The sequence below is a fragment of the Enterococcus sp. 3G1_DIV0629 genome (genome assembly GCF_002141285.1).
In the GTDB taxonomy this organism is placed as follows: Bacteria; Bacillota; Bacilli; order Lactobacillales; family Enterococcaceae; genus Enterococcus_B; species Enterococcus_B lactis.
In genome coordinates, this window is record NZ_NGLI01000001.1 from 259,367 (window position 1) to 279,690 (window position 20,324).

A 20,324-nucleotide genomic window follows, 5' to 3' on the forward strand; every position below is an offset into this window, starting at 1 on the left:
CCTTGTGACTCGGAGCTGAACGGCAGGCTCACGACCTCTTGGTATAAACGGTGTTCAAAAGCCAGTTTCTCGGTATTAAGCTAAATTTATGCAAAAATGTGGAAAGCCATTTTCACAAAATTTTTCTTAATACTCGAAACTAAGCGGCTTTTTCACAACCTCTTCTTTAAACGGTGTTCAAAAGCTTGCATCTGCGGTAATAAGTCCAACCAAACAAAAAATAGGAGGAGCTATTTTTGTTTGGCTGTTCTTATTACTTGATGCAGGACAGCTTTTTCACAACCTCTTTTCGTTTAGCACTACATTTCCTTAAAAAGTAGAAAAGCTTTCGAAGCCTCGTTTGTTTCTTTTACTGTATAATAAAAGAAAAGAGTAAAAATCGCCAAAAGAGATAAACAAGAGAAAGGAAATAAAAGATGATTGGTCTGATTTATTTTATGGTGATCGTTCTGGCGAACACAGTCGGCGCTATTTCCGGGATGGGTGGAGGCGTGTTGATCAAACCGATTCTTGACCTTATCGGTGCCCATTCTGTTGCAGGGATTTCTTTTTACTCAACAGTTGCAGTATTCACGATGTCCATTGTTTCGACTGTGCGACAAGTATCAAGCGGGAAATCACTGAATTGGCAGATTGTCGGTTGGGTATCTAGTGGAGCTGTTGTTGGAGGAGTAGTCGGCAACATTGTATTCGAAGTTTTTTTACAGTTATTTGAAAATGAGAAGCATGTGCAGCTGATTCAAATTTTTTTGACGGTATTGACCTTGGTTTTTGCGTTCTTCTACACCAAGCATCATCAGCCAAAATTTCATTTGACGTCATGGACTTGGTACCTTATATGTGGGGTAGTTCTGGGCTTTTTAGCTAGCTTTTTAGGTATTGGTGGCGGACCAGTCAATGTTTCTTTGTTGATGCTGATGTTTGCATTGCCAATAAAAGAAGCAACACTATATTCTCTATCTACGATTTTCTTTTCTCAACTGGCAAAATTGGTAACGATTGCTTTAACAAGTAGCTTTATGCGCTTTGATTTATCTATGTTGTTTTATGTTATCCCCGCTGCTATTATTGGAGGTTTGTGGGGAGCAAGATTTAGCAGGATTTTGTCTTCAAAAAAAGTGACCTTTATTTTTCAAGCAATCGTCATCGTGGTTCTTTTGATCAATCTTTACAATGCTTTCGTCATCTTGCAAACATTAGAAGGACCTGGATTCAAGCAAGTCAAAATCACTGAAAAGTCTTTTTTTAAATGAAAAAAGGAGTATACTGTGATAAAAAAATTCATTTAAAAAAATAGAAATTGGCTGGTGATTTGGATGTTGCGGGAAATGCGTTTAGGTGATGCAGAAGCACTACGAGAAATCAATGCGGAACAATTAGGGTATGATGTACCATTAACTGTTACGGTGAGACAAATGAAGAAACTGTTGAAGGAGCCAGAAAAAAATTTTTTCTTGGTTTATGAAGATCCTATTTCTAAAAAAGCAGCTGGCTATGTACAAGCGGAGTCCTATGAATCGATTTTCAGCGATCCGATGTTCAATATTATGGCACTTGCTGTGTCTAAACATGCTGAAAAAAGAGGAATCGGAAAGGCCTTGATGACTGGCGTAGAAGAAGAAGCGAAAAAACGAGGAATATCAGCAATAAGACTTAATTCTGCAGAATACAGAGTAGAAGCACACCGATTTTATGAACACATCGGTTATCATTCCGATAAAATGCAAAAAAGATTTTTGAAAATCCTGTAAATTTTTATCAAAAAATACCTGGTCATCAAGCCGATACTTGATGATCAGGTATTTTTTTGACTAAGAAAGTAATTGCATCAAGAAACCTGAGATGATCAAAACGATGGCACCACCAAGCCGATTGCCCATTTGAGCGAAAGCAATAAGTTCCATCCGATTAGCTGCAGATAAGACAGCTACATTTCCTGTACCACCCATCGAGTTGTTGCATAAGCCAGCAGTAATAGTTGATTCGATTGGATATAAACCAAACAAACGACCGACAAATCCTGAAACCACTGAAATCGCGATAACACTTGTCAAACATAAGACAACAAATTGCCATGTCAAAGCAGAAGCCAATACATTCAGATTCAATAACGCAATACCGATACCGGCAAGAACAGCTGCTGTCAAGTTTTTGACAATCAAGTTGTTGAACATGATAGCTGCATCTTCGTAATATTCTGGTAAAAGGTTTGCGATTTTACAGATAACAACGATAATGATCATGAATGCGTACGCATGGACTTTAGGAACAAAATAGTTACCGATTTGTCCTAAGATGAAGAAAGTCAATGATACCATCAAACCAACACCTAATTGTGGAATGGAAGGTTTTACATTTCTAGGTTTTCCATCGCCAAGGTCGCCTTTTTCCATTAATTTACCATTACCGTTGAATTTTGGCATTGATTGTCCCGCACGAGCAACTAACGCTGCACCAATAATAGCTAGGACATTTGTCATTGCTGTAGCAGGAATCAGGCGGGAAATGATAGAAGAAGCGTCCGTACCTAAAACATTTGCATAAATCGTTGATAAAGGTACGGCTCCGGCTCCAACACCACCAGCCATTGCGGGCAATGAGATATATAAAACGGAATTTGCAAAACCATTTCCGATAAGCATACCTACGAGTCCTACGGCAAAAAAGGAGACGACCATTGAAATAAGTGCAACAGGAATAAAACGAACAGAAGCTTTCATCAATAGATTACGGTTCATACCAAGGATGCTACCAGTAATCAAGGCAGCAATATAAAAGTCTAAAAAGCCCATATTGCTGACAAAGTTTTCTGTGGATTTCACTACATACTCAGGTAAGATCCCAAATGTAGCAATCGCAGCAGAGGCAAAAATCGCAAAGACGGAGCCACCACCTAAATAACTTTTGACGATAGGGATTTTTGTCCCGATAAAATGAAATAAATTACCGAAAATGACCAAAACAGCGATTGGGCCAATCATATTCGTCGGTAATTTTCCTAAAGCCATTGCAATGATCAGGACAAGAACCATGATCAAATAAAGGGGCAAACTTACGCCGGTAATTTTTGTTGACCAAAATCCTTCTTTTTTCTTTTCCTCAACTGCAGTTGCAGTTGTTGTTTTTTGTGCCATTTTTACAGATCCTTTCTTATTCTGTATCGTATGAAAAAAGCCAAAGAGAAGCGGCAAAAGAGCAGTAGTTGGCTGGCTGCTGTTTTGCCGCAGTCGCTTTTTTCTTTTTAGACGTCATACAAAGTTTCTGTATGTTCTTTTACTATAACAATCTTAATCTTCTAAAGATTTATATTCAGGAACCCATTTAGCAGATTCAACTGCTTCTTTGATATCCGTAATTTCTTCACGATTCAATTTTTGTGCAACAACTGATTTTGCGACAGTTTCAGCAATCGTTTGAGAGAATTCAGTGATTTTTGCTACTGGAGGCAAGATAGCTGCTCCTGGTTTTGTTACATCAACGATTCCGCCTAATGCTCGACTAGCTTGAGAAATGATTTCAGCATTTACTCGTGTAGCTGTTGAAGCAATCAAACCAAGCCCTAATCCTGGGTACATCAACGCATTATTTGCTTGACCGATTTGGTAAGTTACACCGTTATATTCCACATCAGCAGCAGGGATACCTGTTCCAACTAAAGCTTTTCCGTCCGTCCATTCAATCAAATCTTTTGCTTTTGCTTCTGCCAATTTTGTTGGATTAGACAAAGGCATGATGATTGGACGTGGGGTATGAGCCGCCATTTCTTTCACGATTTCTTCAGTGAATGCTCCAGGTTGGGTAGAAGTACCAATCATGATTGTTGGATGGATTGCTTTTACAACTGCTTCTAAGTTTGTCAATTCATCAGCATTAGTGAATTCTGAGCGTTTACGAGCAAATGGGATTTGACCAGGAGTCAATCCTTTTGTATCTTCAAACAATAAACCTTGTTTATCTACTTGATAGAAATGTTGGCGTGCTTCTTCTTCAGGTACACCTTGACGGATCATTTCATCTAAAAGGATGTTTGCGATACCTACACCAGCAGTACCAGCACCGAATGTCAAGATTGTTTGATCTTTCAATTGCTCACCTGATATATTCAATCCACCTAATACACCAGCTAGTACAACGATTCCTGTGCCTTGGATATCATCATTGAAAGTAGTGATTTTATCTTCGTATTTTTCTAAGATCGTTGCAGCATTTCCTCGTCCAAAATCTTCCCAATGTAATAACAATTCTGGGAATAATTCAGTAGCTGATTGAACGAATTGATCGATGAATTCGTAGTAAGTTTCGCCTTCTACACGAGCATGACGATTCCCTAAGTATAATGGATTATTCAATAATTCTTCGTTATTAGTACCAGCGTCGATCGATACAGGTAAGACCTGTGCAGGATTGATACCAGCCGCAGCAGTATAGACCATCAATTTACCGATAGCGATGTCAACACCGTTCACACCCCAGTCACCCATACCTAAGATTCCTTCTGCATCTGTCACAACGATCAAACGAATGTCGCGTCCATCTGCTGCGTTTTTCAAACTTGCTTTGATGTTTTCTGGTTCGTCGATTGAAAGAAATGCAGCATCTTGTGGTTTCAAGAAAATTTCGTTGTATTGTTCGATTGAATCCGCAACGACAGGATCATAAACGACAGGCATGAATTCAACTAAATGTTCGCCCATCAATTTATAAAACAATGTCCGGTTTGTATTGAATAGATTCATTAAGAAGATACGTTTTTCCAAATCGGTCTGTTTGCTTAAGTATTGACCGTAAGCTTGGACAGATTGTTGTTCCAATGTTTGGACAGTACTTGGAAGCATACCAGTGATTCCGTATTTTGCCCGTTCTTCTTTTGTAAAAGCTGTTCCTTTATTTAGAAAAGGATTATTTAATAAGTTTAGCCCTGTAAGCATGAATGATTCCTCCTAAGTTTTAATACAAACGAAGTATAGGAGTCAGATGAGGATATAGTCAAAAAGAGCAGGTATAATAAATTTTATTTATATGAGTAATAGAGTCACAAGAAATCAAAATAGCGGTATTTGTTCTTTTTATATCAACAATCCTTGCTTGATTACTATGCGTATCTCTTATATGCTAAAGAAAAGTAGAAGAATAAAGGATATGTTAGATAGATAAATAGAATCTCTGAAGAATAAATCACGTGATCGTGACGATAAAATTCACTTACGTCAGGTGATAAAAAATACATAAGTAGAAAACTAAGAGGAGGAACAGAAAATGAAAGAAGTTCAATTGATCAGAAAAAGCGAACTATCAGAAGGCGGTTGCAATGCATGCGGCGTAGTAGAAGCAACAAGCTATACATTAAAGCTTGGTGCCAACAAAGCGATAATCTCTGAGTTGACAGTAGGCGGTCTTGTGGACAGTCTGGCGCTTGCTGAAGGTTTTATTGGAGAAGATATTTATGAGATGTTTTCAGAAGTCCGTCAGTTAAAAAAAGAGGAAAAATGCATAGAGGTACATCATGAGAGCCCGAATGTGAGATTTAAACGTGGTGATAATGAGATGATCTTCAATAATCATGTGTCCGATCACACCGAGCTATATGAAATCGTGAATCAAATACTAACTGAGCTTTTTGGATTGGGACCGTATGCGTTCAAGGAAGAAAACGGTAATCCAAAATTAAACGAAGAATGGCAAGAAACGATTGAAACACAAAGAAACAATCCTCACTTATTTCAATAGGCATACACAGTATTTCGTAAAAGGGACTTTGACACGATTTTTGTCAAAGTCCCATCGTTTTTTATCTATTTGTGTTCTAAACATTTCTTCCAGAGTAGTGACATCTGGAATGACTGAAATGTAAACAGATTATTTGCCTGTATCAATACGGAAGAGTAATATAAAAAGTGTAAACGCTATCATATCATTCATTCAATTTTTTATAGAGGGAAGGCATTGAAATGGAAAAAACGTATCAAGCAGGTACAAATGAAGGAATAGTGGATTTTATCAATATGGAAGATTTAGAAATAGCCGCTTCACAAGTGATTCCAGCTGGTGGTTATGGTTACATCAGCAGTGGTGCTGGCGACTTATTTACTTATCAAGAAAATGAACGGGCATTCAATCATCAGCTGATTATTCCTCATGTATTAAGAGATGTAGAATTACCCGATACAACTACACATTTTGACGAAGAAACGCTGACTGCACCAATCATCATGGCACCAGTTGCTGCTCATGGCTTAGCTCATGTGAAGGCGGAGAAAGCTTCTGCAAAAGGTGTAGCAGATTTTGGGACGATCTATACAGCAAGTTCTTACGCTTCTTGTACTTTAGAAGAGATAAGAGAAGCAGGCGGGGAGAAAGCACCGCAATGGTTTCAATTTTATATGAGCAAAGATAATGGAATCAATTTGGATATTCTTGAAGTGGCCAAGCGTAATGGAGCAAAAGCAATCGTATTGACAGCGGATGCAACAGTTGGAGGAAACCGTGAAACAGACCGCAGAAATGGGTTTACCTTCCCACTGCCAATGCCGATCGTTCAGGCTTATCAATCAGGAGTAGGCCAAACGATGGATGCTGTGTACAAATCTTCCAAACAGAAGCTTAGTCCAAAAGATGTAGAATTTATTGCTGCTCATTCTGATTTGCCAGTTTATGTGAAAGGTGTCCAGTCAGAAGAAGATGTCTATCGTTCATTAGAATCGGGTGCTGGCGGAATCTGGGTATCTAATCATGGCGGCCGTCAACTAGATGGTGGTCCTGCAGCGTTTGATTCGTTGCAATATGTGGCAGATGCAGTAGATAAACGTGTACCAATCGTGTTTGACAGCGGTGTACGACGCGGACAGCATGTTTTCAAAGCAATCGCATCAGGTGCAGATCTAGTTGCTATTGGCAGACCCGTTATTTATGGATTGTCTTTAGGAGGAAGCACAGGAGTCCGTCAAGTGTTTGATTTCTTTAAAACAGAATTGGAAATGGTCATGCAATTAGCTGGAACACAAACAGTAGAAGATATCAAAAAAATAAAATTGCGTGAGAATCGTTTTATTTAAGATACAAATGACGAAAACAATAGGAGTGCGGCAGTTGAAGCCGTACTCCTATTTGTATGGGTCAGAGATGCCATTAATAGAATAAGTTGAAACGAAAAAAAGAAAATTGAAATGTTTTTTCATACTTAATAAAAAAAGAAGAATATTCATGTAAACGATTTTATTGCTTTTTTCTCTTTTATACAAAAAGGGTCAGAATTTCAAGTAAGCGGATGAATTCATGAGGATTTTTTGCATGCTGTCTCTACTATACTTAGGTCACTAAGAAAAAGGAGTGATTTATTATGAAAAAGAACATGATTGGGACATTATTACTTTCAACACTTCTTCTAGGCGGCTTGGCAACCCCAGCTTTTGCTGAAGGTCAAGCAACTTCAAAAGGAGATATTACCTTTACTGAACCAACAAATACCGTGGAGCCTCTTAACCCTACTGACCCTTCAAAACCAGTAGATCCGGCAGATCCGGAAAATCCAGCAACTGGCCAGACAGGTCCTTTAACACTGGATGTAGTTCCCGAATTGCCGTTTGGTACACACGAGATTGAAAGCGGAACAAAAACATATCAAGTAGATGCTTCAAAAAATGATACACCTTATCTCCAAGTATCAGATCGTCGAGGTGTAGGTGCAGACGGGCAAGCACAAGGGTGGAACGTGACAGTTTCGGTTTCAGATTTTGTAAACGGTTCACAAATTTTGCAAGGGGCTGAATTGGATTTTGGGACATCCACTGTGAAAAGTACGTCAGATAACGAAGCCACTGCACCAACTAGTCAAGCTGTGACTGGATTGAGTAAAGCAAGTACAGCGACACCAATATTTACAGCAGCAAAAGACCAAGGTCTGGGAACATGGCTTTCTGTTTATGATCCAGCAAATATCACGCTGAAAGTGCCTAAAGCAGCAGCTGGAACATTCAAGGCTGATTTGACTTGGAATCTCGTGGCTGGCCCAGTAGCATAGAATATGAAATAAATTCAACAAACTGCGGTGAAAATACTATGGATGAAGAATCTTTTTACCGTAGTTGTTGTTGAAAGGATGTGGTGGACAATGAATCAAAGTAAACGACTGTTTGTTTCGTTTTTTTCTATTTTAAGTCTATTTTTCATTTTTCCGTCAATCAGTCAAGCAGAGGATTCAGCAGGAGACTTTGGGATCAAACCGGTATTTCCAGAGAATCAAATAGATAAAGCAATCGGTTATTTTGATTTATTAGTGGCACTGGAACAAAATCAGACACTGGAAGTAATTATCAGCAATTCTTCAGATCAAGAACGTACATTTGAGGTCTCTGTTAATCCGGCGGTAACGAGTGATGGTGGAACGATCGATTATAGTCAAAAAAAACCAACGCTAGATGGGACTTTGCCGTTTGATGTCCGTGACGTTTTGATTGTTGCGAAAAAGGAAGTCAATGTATCAGCGCATGCTGAAACAACTGTACCTGTAGAAGTAAAAATCCCAGCTAAAAGCTTTAAGGGACGTGTCTTAGCGGGTATTCATGTTTCACCTAAAGAAGAAGCTGAAGCAGAAAATGCTACAGAAGGAGCACAAGTCAAAAATCGTATTGCTTATAATCTCGCAGTCGTTTTACAAGAAAGTCAAGAGACGATAGAACCGGATCTGAAACTTTTATCAGGAGATTTGAACGAGGTCAATGCAAAGCCCACTGTTCAGCTTCGTTTCCAAAATCCTCAGCCTACGATTATCAGCAATTTGATATTTACGAGCAAGATCTATTATGAAAATCAGCTTTATATTGAAAATACGTCTAATGCATTTTTAGTTGCACCAAATTCGAATTTTCACTTGAATCTTGATTTAGCTGGTGATAAAGCAAAAGCTGGTGATTACCGCGCAGAAATCATAGCAAAATCAGGTGACAGTAATGAATGGCGATTTACACAAAACTTTACGATCAAAAAAGAAAAAGCACAGAAAGTAAATGAAAATTCCGTTTTTGAAGTACAAGAACAATCTTTCCCATGGCTTTATGTAGGATTGGTTGCTGCAGTTCTAGTGTTACTGTTGATTTTGCTGTTTTTGTGGATCCACAAGAAAAAGAAAAAAGGAGAAACAATACGATGAGGTGATTTCGTTGAAAACATCAATCTTATTAGGAGGGATTATTGCAAGTTTGCTGTTCTTCAGCTGGCAAGAGCCAGTCCAAGCAGATACCAAAAGTTCAGGCACGATTACATTTTATGATCTAAGTCCAGTTCCGCATCCAAGTGGTTCAGTCAATGGCGCATCAAAACAGCAGACACAGCCATCGATTTATAAAGAAGCTAATCAACATGGCGTATTCCCGGAGACGAATGAACAAAGGATCCGTGTTCTTTATTTGATTATTGGTATAGAATTATGGCTTCTTGCGTGGTTGTTGTTATGGAGAAGAAAGGAAAAGGAGGATGAACATGTTGCTACAAAATAAATTTACATTTTTTCGCTCCTTCTTTTTTACTTCGCTTTTTGTTTTAAGTATATTTATCTTTTCATCTTCGGCAGAAGCTGTTGGAGCAACGCCTCCTACCATTTCTTATGATCCGTACACATACGAAAACATCGTACCTCCAAATGGTGGACGTAGTGCAGTGAATGGCGGGAAGCTTGTCCAACTAACTGGGGCTAACCAGTTGCCTAAATTGACTGCTACTTATTTGAACGATGGTTCAAATGATCCTTGGAAAGGTGGCACGGTCCGTTTTCATTGGGAAAGCCATGTGAAACTAACAAATGTACTTGATTTGGTGAATATCACTGCACAAGGTTTTGCCTTCGTTGCAATCATCAATTTACCGGAACATGTATCAAGCAGTGATGTATTAAAAGCAATTGACTGGAACAACGCCTACTTGTATATTGCCGGTGCCCCCATCAAGGTTACTAGCGGAAGTTTATTATCAGCAGGAAGCCATACCTTACGTTTCGGGATGGGTTCGTGGGATACAAATACTCTGTTGGCAGATATCATCGCTATTATTACGCGAGGCGAGTTCAATGTTGACGATGTCCCGCTTCAATTTGATATTACAGCTAATGTCGCGAAGATGACAGAAAACGGAGATAAATATGATACGAGTCCAAACAAAATTTTGACCAAGGGTAAATTACAACCTTCTATGTCTAAAAAGGCTATTTTTTCTGTTGATTTTTATGACTCGAATAATATTATCCAAGATCGTATGTTCAATTCGATTATAGCTCCAGCTGCAGGTAGATTTTATCCTAAACTAACTGGTGGAAAATTGAATCCAGGAGCATATGCATTTTCTGCAAGTGCAGAGATAAATACGTGGAATAGTTACATTTCACCAAGTGATTCAACAGGAAAATATAATACATTTGCTGATACTACAGAATACGTGGATGGGAATAACCAGAACCTTCCAGGCTCAACCAATAATCGAACACTAACGATGGGGTTGACTGAAGGACGTTTTGATCAACTACCATCTACTCGCTTTGATCGTGTAGTCAATTATTTTACAGGAAAAAACGTCACACAAGGTGCAACACTGACTCATACTCCAGCAAGCACAAGTGGATTGAATCAGTCAACCAATATCTTATATAGCGGGAAAGATGCGCAAGGTGGATTGCTTTCTCCCGTTGCTTTAAAGGTATTGGAGCAGTATAAGCTAGACGGTACGGTTTTACCAACAAATTTAACAGCTGATAGTCAGTGGGGAAAGCTCCTTTCCCCTGCGCCGTACCAAGTCACGGCCAATTGGTCAGCAACTGAATTAAAAACGGGGTCGATCCATTACAGGCTTTATTCGAAAGGAACCCAAAAATTAGCGGCAGGATGGACAGATCAACTTTTCCAAACGATCTCATCAAATAATGGCGGCACAACTACAGCTACTTCTACACTACCTGCATTGGCTTCAGGGCAATATTATTTTGATTATCGCTTGGTGGACGATGTGCTTACTAACCTGTATCCGTCTTTTGCGTACAAATGGCAGTCTGAACAAGCGGGAATCACCACTCTTCCCCAAATAACAGTGGCTAATTTTCCATCAGTGAGTGCAGACAGCCAGCTAAAAAATCTTAGCAGACAACCGGATGAAGGAACTCCCTTATCTGCACTATCAGGGGATACGATACAAGAAGATGCGACATTCACGTTGACAAAATCTGGGGATGCGATAACCGACAAAAAAATCACGATCTCACTTCCAGAAAATACTACTTATATCAATGGCACCTTAAAATTAAATGATACAACTGTCGCAGATACTGGCGTTCAACAAGGAGTTTCTGTCCCGGCAGATTTATTGAGCAAAGTCGGCGATACCATTCATCTTACTTACAACTATCAATTAAATACTGTAGATACTTCTGTGCAATCTGTCAGCATACCGACAAAGGCAGCTGTACTTTCTAGCAATATTACATTAGCAGATGGTGCTAAGCTTCCTAACCCGATTGTCCAAACATCCTCTAAAACAATTCTTGTCCCCAAACAAGAATTGACATTAGTTGATGTACCAGATGATTTTACATTTGGCAATGATCTCCCCAAACCGTTGAAGACCAGTTATTATGAAGCAAAAGGCGATTTTTCTTTTGATGTACGGGATACTCGGCTTCCAAGCACGTCTCCTTGGCAACTGACAGGTACATTGACTTCTTCATTTAAGAATGATCAAGGTCAAGAATTAAGCGGAACAAAATTGTATTTTAATCGTGCTGGATCAAAGCAATTGATCCAGCAAGGACAAAACACGTTGATTTATCAAAGTGATGGTACAGCTAAAGGAGAGGTTCTCGTTGACTTTCCCGATACCGATGGTTTACTCTTAGAGGTAAATAGCAGTACGAACGCTCAACCTGGCGTAAGGTATCAAGGCACGATCACATGGGAACTGTCAGCTGGTCCGTCAAGCTAAGTGATCAGAATTTGTATGGATCTGTGACAACTGTCGCAGATCCTCTTTTTCAAGGGTGAGAAGGAAACTTCTGCTGTTAAAATCAGAAATGCTTGGAGGAGTGGACTTGGAACTTTTCAGTTTGCTTGAAAAAAATGAACAACGGCAAATCAAACTTTTTCAACTTTTATTAGAGGAAAAAGGAGAGATCTCTGTTAATAACGTACTTGCCCGCTTATCAATCGATCGGTCTACCTTGAAAGAAGATTTATTTTATTTACAAACTAGCTTGGAAAACATCGAACAACTGGAAATCGTTATTCAAGAAGGAAATATTTTATTGATCAGACATGGCAATATAGCAGCTATCGATGTTTATTATCATTGCTACTTGCGCTATTCTACAAAATATCAAATCCTTCTTTATCTGTTAGAATATGGCTCATTTGATCGGCAGAAACTCGTTATGGAACTTAATATCAGTTCGGCTACTTTGTCGCGTAGAGTGAAGGAATTAAATGATTCTTTAAAAGAGTTTCATTTGAAAATAAAAAGCGGGCGTTTGACTGGCCCAGAAAATCAAATCCGCTATTTCTATTTTCAATTATTTTGGTTTGGTCGCCCCTACCTTGAAAATAAAAAGGAATACAGCGATTTATCAGGAAACACTTTTTTAGATCTGCTACAAAAAGAGTTCAGTTTCGCCATTACAGAAGAAGGACGACTGAAATTTGAAATATGGCTTTCCATTATGAAGAAACGGATGCGCTGTACGAAAAAAGCCAAACCAGATTATAGTAATCTTCCTGTTGGATTGTTTCAAACGACACAATTTTTATTGGAGCTTCATACATTTTTGACCCGTTATTTCTTTCAATATGCCTTTCCTTGGGACCAAAACGAAACGTTGGTTTTTTATCTTTTCATGATCAGTAACTTTACATTAGATACACATAATTCACATGTTCAGGAATTTTTGATAAGCGAAAAATACAAAGATGACGTAGTGGCTCAATTGAATCGAACGTTTAAACAATCGATAGAAGAATATTTTTCTTTCTATGTTTTTCCAGAAGAGATTTCGCAAAAGATTGCGTTGACAGTGATGCAAAATCACGCTCATTTTGCCTATTTTAGAGGATGGATGAATATTTTTGGTCAAGAAGGATTGAAACAACGGTTAACTGAAGTAGAAGATAAACAATTCCTTGTTTTATGCGAAAGGCTGGTCAGACAAACATTTGCTATTGTAGATTTTACTGAAGCAGACGAGGAAAATGCCCGTTTTGAATTATTTGCTCGCTATGCATCTATTTTACGAACGCTAATCAAGCAATTGGAATTGCGTTTGCAAATTGCTTATGATCTTCCTTACGAAAGGCTAATGGCGGATATCGTGAAAGAAATCATTCAAGAACAGTTGTTGAATACGATCAAATATGATTTAGTCGAATACGAGAAAGACAAGCAATATGATGTCATTTTGACTAGCCAATTGAAAGAATACCCGTCACAGAAGTCCGCTAAAGTTTTTGTATTTACGAGTAATGAATTTAACTATGATTTTCCCTATTTGAACCAATTTTTAAAAGAATGCTATTTAGAAAAATTGAATTTAAGGATGAATAAAACATGAAAATCGTGATCATTGGTGCTTCCCATGCAGGCATCACCGCTGCCCTAAATCTACGAAAACTTCAACCGGAAGCAGAAGTTCTGTTGATCGATGAAGATCACAAAGATGGGTTAGGCTATGTTTCAAATGGGATCAATCTTTATTTAAAAGGAAAGATACATAGTTTAGCTGAAGCTGTCAACAACGAGCGGACTCTTCAAGCAAGTGGTGCAAAACTGATCACGGAATGGAGAGTAACTGAACTTGACCCAGATAAACATCAGCTCATCCTCACTTCTGAGGAAGGAAAAAAAGAAACCCTAACCTATGATAAACTAATCGTGGCAACAGGTTCATCTCCTGCCACTTTATATAAACAAATTGAAGCTGAAAATGTCTACACCTATAAAAATCTAGTGCAATCTAAACAAGTACTTGCCGCTTTGAAAGAAGCAAAAGAAGTAGTGATTTTTGGTGCTGGTTATATTGGGTTAGAATTAGCAGATGCTTTGAGAAATAAGGGACATATGATTCATTTAGTTGATTACATGCCGAATGTTTTATCAAGATATTTCGATAAAGATATGATTGGCAGTTTTCAAAATCAGCTGAAAAACAAGCAAATCAACTTTCATCCAAATGAATTTTTGATTGATTGGAAAAAATCAGGAGAAGAGGTAGTATCCGTACAACTTTTGTCTCAAACACTGAAGGCAGATATCGTCATTTTTTCTGCTCAAACTCGTCCAAATACGTCATTGTTAAAAGACAAAGTGGCATTGTATGAGGACGACACTGTGATGGTCAATGAATACCTGCAGACAAGTGATTCGGATATCTATGCGATTGGCGATATCGTTCCAGTCAGTTTTGACAAGAATGAACGGCATCTCTTTTTGCCCTTAGTTACTCGAGCTGTACATATGGCGAGAGCGGTAGCGTTGACTTTGTGCGAGCAGCCGACTGCTTATGATCTCAAACAAAAGATAACAGCAACGGTCATTACCGATTACTTTTTAGGAACTGTTGGGTTGACAGAAGACGAAGCACCATTTTTGGAACAAAGTGCCTGTTCTTGTTCAGGAGAGCTTGACCTATTTCCACAATACTATGAAGAAAATAAAACAGTAAATGCAAAGCTGATCTATCATCCAGATACATTAGAAATCATTGGCGGACAGCTGATAAGCAAAGAATTTTTATTATCAGATTTGAACTTACTTGCTGATATCGTGAAACAAAAAACCACGATTCCACAGTTAGCAGTTGAAAACTTTGGATTTTTGGCTGAATATACCCCACGTTTTCACTATCTCAATGAGTTAGCTTTTAAAGTACTAGCTAAGAGAGCAAATCGCAATAGAGTAGAAAAAAGATCGTGAGAAACATCACGGTCTTTTATTATGTGAAATGCTATTTTTATAATAAAAAAACTGAAAAATACTAACTAAAAAGCGTTTAGACATCATAAGGAGATATAATAAAAAAGCGAAAATGTATTTTGAGCATAATATTCGCCAAAAATTTATCAAGTGATAAAATTATTGTATAAAATAATTATTTCAAGAGGAGGAATTAAATGTTTTTAGCATTAAATGAAATTATGCATTCAAAGTTACGTTACGCATTAGTTGCAGGGGTGATGTTTTTAATCGCCTACTTGGTATTTTTTTTGACCGGGTTAGCTTATGGCTTAGCTCAAGACAATCGAACGGCGGTTGACAAGTGGGAGGCAGATTCGATCGTTCTTTCGAAAGATGCCAATTCAAATCTAGGGATGTCCATGATTACTAAGAAGACCGCAGAAGAAGTCGAAGGTGGGAAAGTGGCGTATCTTGCCCAAACACCTGGAGTCGTGACTAGTAAAGACAGTACAGAAGAAGGAAAAATCAATGTTAGCTTCTTTGGTATCGATAAAGATCAGTTCATCATGCCGAATCTTGTTGAAGGAAAAGCTTTTAATAACGATGATGAGGCAATAGGCGATATTAGCCTGAAGGAAGAATATGGTCTAGCCGTAGGAGATACGGTTAAGTTATCTGGTAGTGATAAGACGTTTAAATTAACTGGTTTTACGGATCATGCCAAGTTTAATGTTTCACCGGTTCTTTATACGACCATCAATGCTTACCAACAAATCCGTTTCGAAAAAGAAGACACAAGTGAGAATGCACGGATCAATGCAATAGTTGTCAGAGGAAAAATCAACGATTTACCTGAAGACTTGGAACAGATCAAAATTTCTAAATTCATCAATGAATTACCTGGATACAATGCACAAGTATTGACTTTTGGGTTTATGATTGGCTTTTTGATTGTTATTGCGGCTATCGTGATCGGGATTTTTATTTATGTACTGACGATGCAAAAAATCAATATCTTTGGTGTAATGAAAGCCCAAGGAATCACGGGAGGATTTATTGCACGCTCTGTAGTGGCACAAACATTCATTTTATCCTTTGTTGGTATTCTTCTTGGTCTAGTGGGAACAGTGGGAACATCTCTTGTTCTACCTGATGCGGTTCCATTCCAAAGCAATTGGCTATTTTTTGGCGTCATTAGCTTGTTGATGTTGGTAGTGGCTGTGTTAGGCGCACTATTTTCTGTTCGGACGATCGTGAAAATCGATCCGCTGAAGGCCATTGGATAAGAAGGAGGAAGAACATGAAAGCAATAGAATTTAAAGAAGTAGAAAAAAGTTTCCAAGATGGCGACCAAGTAGTAAAAGCATTGAAAGAAACAACAATGAGTATCGATAAAGGGGAATTTGTTGCAATCATCGGTCCTTCTGGTTCAGGAAAAAGTACCTTTTTGACTTTAGCAGGCGGATTGCAGACACCTAGCAGCGGCTCTGTATTTATCAATGATCAGGAATTCAGTAATCAAAAAGAAAGCGAACGTGTTAAACTCCGCTTCAAAGAAATTGGTTTTATTTTGCAGGCATCAAATCTGGTTCCTTTTCTGACAGTAAAAAAGCAGTTGTTATTAGTAGATAAAATCAAACATGAACGTCGGCAAAAAGAAGCAAAAGAATTATTTGAGCAGCTTGGCGTGGATAAGCTGATCAACAAGTATCCAGAAGAACTATCTGGTGGTGAAAGACAAAGGGTGGCAATTGCTCGTGCATTGTACAATGATCCGTCTATTATTCTAGCAGATGAACCAACTGCCAGTTTGGATTCAGAAAAGGCAAGAGAAGTAGTCGATATTTTGGCAAAAGAATCAAAAGAAAAAAATAAAGCAACAATCATGGTGACGCACGACACACGGTTGATTGACAAATGCGATAGAATATTTATGATGGAAGATGGTGTATTGAAAGAAAAAGAATAACCAAAAAGTAGGTGGAAAAATGGTCCATCGATACAATAAAGACACGCAACAAAAAATTTTAAAAGAAGCGACTGACTTGTTCATGTCCAAGGGCTATCTCGGTACTTCAACAAGAGAGATCGCACAAAAAGTTGGGATCACCCAGCCCAATCTTTATCACTATTTTGGTGATAAAGAAAAGTTATATACAGCAGTATTAGAAAAGCACTTAGAAGATGTTGGGAAAGCGTTGAGAGAAATCGTCCAAACAAGCGAAACGAGATTTCAAGTGACGTTGACAAAAATGGCTCAATTTTTGATTGAGACGCATCTTGTTGATTTATTTCTGATGCTTCACGACCTTGAAAGCAATCTTTCCAGTGAAACGAGAGATCATCTTTTCTTTCTATGGAAGAAAAATTATCGTGAACCATTTGAAGAAATTTTTTCAACAAACCAATCCGTGTTAAGAAGTGGGATTTCCAAAGAAATTGCAGCAAGGCATTTTTTCTTAGTGTTGGCACCGTACATCACTCGATCAAAAAGACCTGTAGAAGAACCGCTAAATGTGGCACAATTGATCGATTTATATTTGAATGGTGTATTAGGACAAACGTAAAGCTGTTAAATGTGGAGAAAAATAGTTAGGTAAAGAAACAAGATATGACGAAAATCGTTGTATCTTGTTTCTTTTTTATACGGCTAGTTTTTCATGCATAAAACTTTGTTATTCTCTCATAATTATCAAGGAATATTTTATTTATTATTTCATTCTAATTGAATCGTTATCAAAAAGGATTTAACCAAAAAGTAGTTTTTGTTTACTTATAAATAACGAACAAAATATAAAAGAAAACGTTTGCAAACTTAATTCCGGAATGTTACTATTTATTTGTAATTATAAAGTCAATGTTTCTGGTGCGCTTGTTCTGTCGGGAATCTAGGAGGTGTTTTTATTTAATAACAAAAATAATTAATTGTTTGTAGAATGAAAGAAACTATTTATTTGGTGGATGAATCACAACGAATAGACAAAAGGAGGTTTCAAAATATGTCAAAAATGAAAAAAATCAGTTTAGCAGTAATGTTATTTTCTTCGGTGATGTCTGTCACATCTCCGTTATTAGGACAAAAAGACTCTGTCTATGCCGAAGAAACAGCTCAAGTTGTTCAAGCAAAAGAATACCGGAATGTCATGTATTATGGAGATTGGTCCATCTGGGATGGTGAAGGGAAATTTCTTCCTCAAGATATTCCAGCGGATCAGCTAACACATTTGAACTTTGCCTTCTTAGATTTTGATAGCGAGGGGAATCTGGAATTTACAGATGCAGATGCTGCAGTGGGTGCATCTTTAGATCAACCTGGCGTAGGATGGAACACACCAAGTTCTGGGATTTTGAATGCAATCCAAGATTTACGCGGCAAAAATAAAAATCTAAAAATAGGCGTATCTTTAGGTGGATGGTCAAAATCAGGAGACTTTTCAGAAGTGGCAGCTGATCCAGTAAAACGTAAAAATCTAGTAGAAAATATCACGAAATTTATTAAGTATACCAATATGGATTTTGTCGATGTCGATTGGGAATATCCAGCTGATGTCCGTCAGCCAGATCTAGTAGATAATGTAAACGATGAAGGAACACCACATGCAAAACCGGAAGATAAAGAGAATTACATCACGCTTTTAAAAGAGATTCGCGAGTCAATTGATCAACAAGGAGAAAAGTTAGGGAAAACATATGAATTATCTGTAGCGCTTCCTTCTTCCAGAGAAAAATTAAATGATGGGATTGACATTCCTAAATTATTCTCTGTGGTAGATTTTGCCAATATCATGACCTATGATTTGAATGGGGCATGGAGTCCAAACAGTGCTCACCATACGGCACTTTATGGCAATCCAGCTGATCCTAATTATGAAGAAGGTCTTTCTGTCAATCAGACAGTCAAATTTTTACAAAAAGAAGGAGCTCCTTCCGATAAAATCGTGATTGGTGCAGCTTTTTATACACGCGGCTGGCATGAGGTAGAAAGCGGGGATAACAAAGAGCTGCCTGGTTTGTTCCAATCAGCAAAAGCAAGCAACCAAGATGCCGATCAAACACCTTCTTACGGTGCCAAAAACAAAAACGATCTTGTTTCAGGAAATGGTGGTAGAGCTGGCGGCGTCTGGCCTTATCGGAATATCGCTGATTTGATTGATCAAACAGCAGACTTAAAAGAATATTGGGATGATGTAGCGAAAGCACCTTATATGTACAGTAAAACAACAGGAGAATTCTTTACTTATGACAATGTCAGATCTGTCAGCTACAAAGCAGAATATGTAAAAGAAAATGAATTAGGTGGAGTAATCTCCTGGATGCAATCACAAGATAAGGAAACTAACAGTAGTAAGAGAGACGAGCTGACTAATGCGATCAAACAAGGATTATTCGGTGACGAAAAGCTGTCAGAACAAGAAATAGTTTCCTCCCCGTTAGCGATTGATGTAGATATTTCTACTTATAATGAATATGGTGCGAATGGTTATAACATCACTATCAAGAATAACGAGCAGCTTAACGAAACTTCTAGTGTATTGAGTGCAGTGGAATTAGCCCAAGAAACAATCAAATTCCCTAAACTATATATTCCAATCCATTCAGCTGAAAGCCTAAGTGCCGGAGATTACAAAGCTGGAACAGTAACGATAGAAAATGGATATGTCGTGATTGATTTAGCTTCTGTATATGACGGTAAACATATCGAGCCAGATGCTTCTTATGAATTTAGATTAAGATCAAGTGATGAGAATCCAACAGTCGATCGAATTGGCCATATTGCGTTAGTCCAAAGAATCGGAGATGAAGGAGCGGAAATCAATCGGCAAGTTATCTATGGAAAAGAACTGATACCGGATCCATCCGACACTCAACCACCATCTGTACCCGAAAATCTAGCTGTTTCAGATATTCAAGGAACACAAGTTACTTTGAGTTGGGAAGAATCAACAGACAATAATCAGGTGGCAGGTTATTACATCTATCGTGATGGTCAGCGTGTAGCACAAACAGCTCATACTCGATATACAGATACAGGTTTGGAGACAAATACACCGTACACTTATACAGTCAGTGCATTTGACGCTTCTGGAAATGTATCTGAGAAAAGCTTGCCGATAACGATCACAACGAAAAGCGAAGACCCTGCTCCAGGATACGAAGAATGGCACCCAGAAAAAGCTTATGTCAAGGGAGACATCGTCACTTATCAAGGGAAAGTTTACCAGGCAAAGTGGTGGAATCAAGGGGAAGAACCAGGTTCTAATGAGTGGGGCGCATGGGAACTGATTGGTTAAATTTGCTGTTTATTTGAAAACACGGGGCTGTGACAAAACGTTTGTCGCAGCTCCTTTTTTGCGTACTTAAGCTGATTTTAAGTTTTGACCCTTAGTCTGGATCTACGAGGTGAGAGTCAA

16 protein-coding genes are annotated in these 20,324 nt (G+C 38.3%); 14 read left to right on the forward strand and 2 right to left on the reverse strand.

The genetic code is table 11. The features are described from left to right. The first annotated feature begins 416 nt into the window (after nt 1–416). Together A5816_RS01265 and A5816_RS01270 are read left to right on the forward strand one after the other, a co-directional pair. Nucleotides 417–1,253, forward strand: coding sequence for a sulfite exporter TauE/SafE family protein (locus A5816_RS01265; RefSeq protein ID WP_086310518.1), 837 nt, complete (start codon nt 417–419; stop codon nt 1,251–1,253). A 63-nt stretch (nt 1,254–1,316) separates the two neighbouring features. After that, nucleotides 1,317–1,751, forward strand: a complete 435-nt coding sequence (locus A5816_RS01270) for a GNAT family N-acetyltransferase (protein ID WP_086310519.1) — start codon at nt 1,317–1,319, stop codon at nt 1,749–1,751. A 60-nt stretch (nt 1,752–1,811) separates the two neighbouring features. On the opposite strand, the gene A5816_RS01275 is transcribed toward A5816_RS01270, so the two are convergent. Further along, the gene (locus A5816_RS01275; RefSeq protein WP_002308483.1) at nt 1,812–3,134 is read right to left on the reverse strand and encodes a 2-hydroxycarboxylate transporter family protein; all 1,323 of its coding nucleotides are present in this window, start codon (nt 3,132–3,134) and stop codon (nt 1,812–1,814) included. Between the two features lie 153 nt (nt 3,135–3,287). Next, nucleotides 3,288–4,928: a malolactic enzyme gene (locus tag A5816_RS01280; protein ID WP_002295057.1), complete on the reverse strand. Its 1,641-nt coding sequence runs from the start codon at nt 4,926–4,928 to the stop codon at nt 3,288–3,290. A 328-nt stretch (nt 4,929–5,256) separates the two neighbouring features. On the opposite strand from A5816_RS01280, the gene A5816_RS01285 reads away from it, so the two are divergent. From A5816_RS01285 to A5816_RS01345, 12 genes are all read left to right on the forward strand, one after another. Next, a complete protein-coding gene (locus tag A5816_RS01285) occupies nt 5,257–5,727 on the forward strand; it encodes a DUF4809 family protein (RefSeq protein WP_002373182.1) in 471 nt (156 codons plus the stop codon). A 221-nt stretch (nt 5,728–5,948) separates the two neighbouring features. Next, nucleotides 5,949–7,052, forward strand: a complete 1,104-nt coding sequence (locus tag A5816_RS01290) for an alpha-hydroxy-acid oxidizing protein (protein ID WP_002373180.1) — start codon at nt 5,949–5,951, stop codon at nt 7,050–7,052. A gap of 284 nt (nt 7,053–7,336) precedes the next feature. Continuing rightward, complete coding sequence (locus A5816_RS01300; protein ID WP_086310520.1) at nt 7,337–8,017, forward strand: WxL domain-containing protein; 681 nt, start codon at nt 7,337–7,339, stop codon at nt 8,015–8,017. 90 nt (nt 8,018–8,107) lie between these two features. Then, the gene (locus A5816_RS01305) at nt 8,108–9,145 is read left to right on the forward strand and encodes a DUF916 and DUF3324 domain-containing protein (protein ID WP_086310521.1); all 1,038 of its coding nucleotides are present in this window, start codon (nt 8,108–8,110) and stop codon (nt 9,143–9,145) included. A gap of 10 nt (nt 9,146–9,155) precedes the next feature. Beyond that, entirely contained in the window at nt 9,156–9,491 is a 336-nt protein-coding gene (locus A5816_RS01310; RefSeq protein WP_025478385.1) for a hypothetical protein, read from the forward strand. After that, complete coding sequence (locus A5816_RS01315) at nt 9,475–11,955, forward strand: WxL domain-containing protein (RefSeq protein WP_086310522.1); 2,481 nt, start codon at nt 9,475–9,477, stop codon at nt 11,953–11,955. Before A5816_RS01310 ends, A5816_RS01315 begins: the two co-directional genes overlap by 17 nt. Before the next feature lie 88 nt (nt 11,956–12,043). After that, nucleotides 12,044–13,570: a helix-turn-helix domain-containing protein gene (locus tag A5816_RS01320; RefSeq protein ID WP_086310523.1), complete on the forward strand. Its 1,527-nt coding sequence runs from the start codon at nt 12,044–12,046 to the stop codon at nt 13,568–13,570. Continuing rightward, the gene (locus A5816_RS01325) at nt 13,567–14,931 is read left to right on the forward strand and encodes an NAD(P)/FAD-dependent oxidoreductase (RefSeq protein ID WP_086310524.1); all 1,365 of its coding nucleotides are present in this window, start codon (nt 13,567–13,569) and stop codon (nt 14,929–14,931) included. Before A5816_RS01320 ends, A5816_RS01325 begins: the two co-directional genes overlap by 4 nt. Before the next feature lie 197 nt (nt 14,932–15,128). Then, the gene (locus tag A5816_RS01330) at nt 15,129–16,199 is read left to right on the forward strand and encodes an ABC transporter permease (protein WP_002308498.1); all 1,071 of its coding nucleotides are present in this window, start codon (nt 15,129–15,131) and stop codon (nt 16,197–16,199) included. 14 nt (nt 16,200–16,213) lie between these two features. After that, a complete protein-coding gene (locus A5816_RS01335) occupies nt 16,214–16,882 on the forward strand; it encodes an ABC transporter ATP-binding protein (protein ID WP_002308499.1) in 669 nt (222 codons plus the stop codon). A gap of 19 nt (nt 16,883–16,901) precedes the next feature. Next, nucleotides 16,902–17,480: a TetR/AcrR family transcriptional regulator gene (locus A5816_RS01340; RefSeq protein WP_002373166.1), complete on the forward strand. Its 579-nt coding sequence runs from the start codon at nt 16,902–16,904 to the stop codon at nt 17,478–17,480. Between the two features lie 432 nt (nt 17,481–17,912). After that, the gene (locus A5816_RS01345; RefSeq protein ID WP_086310525.1) at nt 17,913–20,204 is read left to right on the forward strand and encodes a glycosyl hydrolase family 18 protein; all 2,292 of its coding nucleotides are present in this window, start codon (nt 17,913–17,915) and stop codon (nt 20,202–20,204) included. Nucleotides 20,205–20,324: the final 120 nt, after the last annotated feature.

Excerpts from the sequence above, each read along its gene's own strand:
- A5816_RS01315 (WP_086310522.1), top strand. The coding sequence starts at position 9,475 with ATGTTGCTACAAAATAAATTTACATTTTTTCGCTCCTTCTTTTTTACT.
- A5816_RS01320 (WP_086310523.1), top strand. The coding sequence starts at position 12,044 with ATGCTTGGAGGAGTGGACTTGGAACTTTTCAGTTTGCTTGAAAAAAAT.
- A5816_RS01340 (WP_002373166.1), top strand. The coding sequence starts at position 16,902 with ATGGTCCATCGATACAATAAAGACACGCAACAAAAAATTTTAAAAGAA.
- A5816_RS01275 (WP_002308483.1), bottom strand. The coding sequence starts at position 3,134 with ATGGCACAAAAAACAACAACTGCAACTGCAGTTGAGGAAAAGAAAAAA.
- A5816_RS01345 (WP_086310525.1), top strand. The coding sequence starts at position 17,913 with ATGTCAAAAATGAAAAAAATCAGTTTAGCAGTAATGTTATTTTCTTCG.
- A5816_RS01280 (WP_002295057.1), bottom strand. The coding sequence starts at position 4,928 with ATGCTTACAGGGCTAAACTTATTAAATAATCCTTTTCTAAATAAAGGA.
- A5816_RS01335 (WP_002308499.1), top strand. The coding sequence starts at position 16,214 with ATGAAAGCAATAGAATTTAAAGAAGTAGAAAAAAGTTTCCAAGATGGC.
- A5816_RS01325 (WP_086310524.1), top strand. The coding sequence starts at position 13,567 with ATGAAAATCGTGATCATTGGTGCTTCCCATGCAGGCATCACCGCTGCC.
- A5816_RS01265 (WP_086310518.1), top strand. The coding sequence starts at position 417 with ATGATTGGTCTGATTTATTTTATGGTGATCGTTCTGGCGAACACAGTC.
- A5816_RS01290 (WP_002373180.1), top strand. The coding sequence starts at position 5,949 with ATGGAAAAAACGTATCAAGCAGGTACAAATGAAGGAATAGTGGATTTT.
- A5816_RS01305 (WP_086310521.1), top strand. The coding sequence starts at position 8,108 with ATGAATCAAAGTAAACGACTGTTTGTTTCGTTTTTTTCTATTTTAAGT.
- A5816_RS01330 (WP_002308498.1), top strand. The coding sequence starts at position 15,129 with ATGTTTTTAGCATTAAATGAAATTATGCATTCAAAGTTACGTTACGCA.
- A5816_RS01300 (WP_086310520.1), top strand. The coding sequence starts at position 7,337 with ATGAAAAAGAACATGATTGGGACATTATTACTTTCAACACTTCTTCTA.
- A5816_RS01270 (WP_086310519.1), top strand. The coding sequence starts at position 1,317 with ATGTTGCGGGAAATGCGTTTAGGTGATGCAGAAGCACTACGAGAAATC.
- A5816_RS01285 (WP_002373182.1), top strand. The coding sequence starts at position 5,257 with ATGAAAGAAGTTCAATTGATCAGAAAAAGCGAACTATCAGAAGGCGGT.